Annotated in this window: 1 pseudogene; it reads left to right on the forward strand. The window is 58.3% G+C overall.

Annotated features, from left to right (window positions below):
* Positions 1-98 (forward strand): annotated as a pseudogene (locus ACFTOW_RS19940) (transposase); the annotation flags it as partial.
* Positions 99-841: the final 743 nt, after the last annotated feature.

The raw sequence follows: 841 nt of genomic DNA on the forward strand, positions 1-841 counted from the left end.
CCGGTCTGACGGTGCGTGATATCCGCGCTCATCTCGAAGACGTCTACGGACTGCAGGTCTCGCCTGACCTCATCAGCCGCGTGGAGCCCCAGCTTCTTCAACTCGCCTGCGATACGCTTGTAGCCCCAAAGGAGGTTTTCCGATCCGATGCGGATGACGACATCGCGCAGTTCCTGCGTCAGGCGCGGTCGTCCCACGGCCTTGAAAGGGGTCCCGACACGCATCTGAGCGAGCCAGCGCTTGTAGGTTGCAGGCTTGGCCACCTCCATGATCCCGTCGATATCGTGCCCGCACTCAGCCCCAATGCGAATGAGTTCGGCTTTTTCGGCGGGCGACAGGATAATCCTTTGCGTCGGGATGCGGGCCCGCAAGATCATAATCTGGGCCTTCAGCAGCCTCAGCTGCGCGTTGTGCCGCGGCATGAAGAACTGGTTCAGGAAGACCAGAAGCAGGGATAAGGTCGATTTCATCTTGCCGGGCTCCACCACGGCCTTTAAAAAAATGCCGCCATGTCAACGTGATGGGCCTTGCTTACATTTTGGCACCCCTCTCAGGGAAGGTCAAAAACGCCGAAGCCGGCAGATGACCGTCATCAAACCTGGGCTGGGGGTGTTTCAAGGCCTCTGTCTTGTCGATGCATTCAATCGTAACGCCGCGGGCGTTTTTCGCTGCCAGTCGCGATTGAACCAAGTGACGACCTAAACCATCGGTCACATCAATTAAAACAATGGTTTAGAGGGTGGAGAACGTTGGATTCCAGTCCCATCCCCTCCGGGCGCTGGCTGAAGGATTGCAGAATGCCCTCTGGACGCTTGGCGGCGTGCCGCACGACCATCGCACC

Origin of the sequence: Lacimonas salitolerans (assembly GCF_042677865.1) — a bacterium.
Classification (GTDB): domain Bacteria; phylum Pseudomonadota; class Alphaproteobacteria; order Rhodobacterales; family Rhodobacteraceae; genus Lutimaribacter; species Lutimaribacter salitolerans.